Source organism: Streptococcus sp. CL8.13 (assembly GCF_049737895.1).
This window is the reverse complement of the sequence record NZ_JBKOTT010000146.1, coordinates 1-1,331: the sequence shown is the minus strand read 5'-3', so window position 1 is coordinate 1,331 and position 1,331 is coordinate 1. Positions and strand designations below refer to the sequence as shown.

Annotated in this window: 2 protein-coding genes and 1 pseudogene; all 3 read right to left on the bottom strand. The window is 42.8% G+C overall.

Features of this window, described 5'->3' with window-relative positions; all coding sequences use genetic code 11:
• A pseudogene (locus tag ACLNCN_RS04845) lies at positions 1 to 96 on the bottom strand (6-carboxytetrahydropterin synthase QueD); the annotation flags it as partial.
• Positions 96 to 749, bottom strand: a complete 654-nt coding sequence (gene queC, locus ACLNCN_RS04840) for a 7-cyano-7-deazaguanine synthase QueC (protein WP_424844743.1) — start codon at positions 747 to 749, stop codon at positions 96 to 98. The pseudogene ACLNCN_RS04845 and the gene queC, both read right to left, overlap by 1 nt.
• A 200-nt stretch (positions 750 to 949) precedes the next feature.
• The gene (trxA, locus tag ACLNCN_RS04835) at positions 950 to 1,264 is read right to left on the bottom strand and encodes a thioredoxin (protein ID WP_001029575.1); all 315 of its coding nucleotides are present in this window, start codon (positions 1,262 to 1,264) and stop codon (positions 950 to 952) included.
• Positions 1,265 to 1,331: the final 67 nt, after the last annotated feature.

Sequence of the window (1,331 nt, the reverse complement as noted above, 5' to 3'; positions counted from 1 at the left end):
GTCGAAGGTAAATTCTTTTGATACCAAGGTTCTGTGAGGATTGTAGACCAGAGACTCCCCAGTTTCCTGTTTAATTTCTTTGGGTGAAAAAAACATTAGGCCTCTCCTTTCTGTGACAGATAAACATCTAGACCATGTTGACGTAGGTGGCAGGCTGGGCAATCTCCACAGCCACTTCCGATAATCCCGTTGTAGCAGGTTAAGGTCTTTTCACGAACATAGTCAAAGGCACCGAGTTGGTCGGCTAATTCCCAAGTTTCAGCCTTGTCTAGCCACATGAGAGGTGTTTGGATAACAAAGTCGTAATCCATAGCCAGGTTGAGGGTGACATTGAGGGATTTGACAAAGACATCACGGCAGTCAGGGTAGCCTGAGAAGTCTGTCTCGCAGACACCTGTTACGATATCTTTAATGCCCCGTTGCTTAGCAAGAACTGCCGCAAAGGACAGAAAGAGGTGGTTGCGACCGTCAACGAAGGTATTGGGAACCTCTCCCTCTTTTTGCTCGATTTCCAGATCAGAGGTCAAGGCATTTTCAGTGATTTGCCCCAGCAGAGACATATCTAGGATATGATGACGAATTCCCTGTTCCTTAGCAATTTCTCTAGCAACTTGAATTTCGAGATGATGGCGTTGGCCGTAGGAAAAAGTGACGGCTTCAACAGTTTCATAGTGTTCTTTAGCCCAAAAGAGGCAGGTTGTTGAATCTTGACCGCCACTAAAGACGACCAAGGCTGATTGACGTTTCATAGTACTCCTTCCGAAATGAGAAATGTTCAGAGCACGCAAAAAGCTCCCTTGAGGGAGCTAAAAAATACCAAGTCAAGGTTTTTTTTAGCGATGGCATGTCCCAAACATCGTAATATTCTACTTACAGTCTAGCATATTTTTTGAAAAATGGCAAAGGGTAAGAAAAAAGAGACCAAAGCAATACTTGGTCTCTCGTTTTATTAGCTCAATTCAGCAACGATGGCCTTGATTTGTTCTGCTGTGTGAACACCAGCAACTTGTTTCACCACTTGGCCGTCTTTTTTGAAGAGAAGAGTTGGGATAGACATGATTCCAAAAGCACGAGCAGTGTTTGGATTTTCATCAACGTCCATTTTAACGATTTTCAAGACATCTTCTGAAAGTTCTTCAGACAATTTGTCCAAGATTGGACCTTGCATACGACATGGACCACACCAAGTCGCCCAGAAGTCTATTAAGACCAAACCGTCTTTTGTTTCTTGTTCGAATGTTGCATCTGTAATTGCTTTTGCCATTGTATTTCTCCTTTTTTAGTTATATTGGCTTAAATCTTGTTTCATGAGATAGAAGAAGACATCTCCA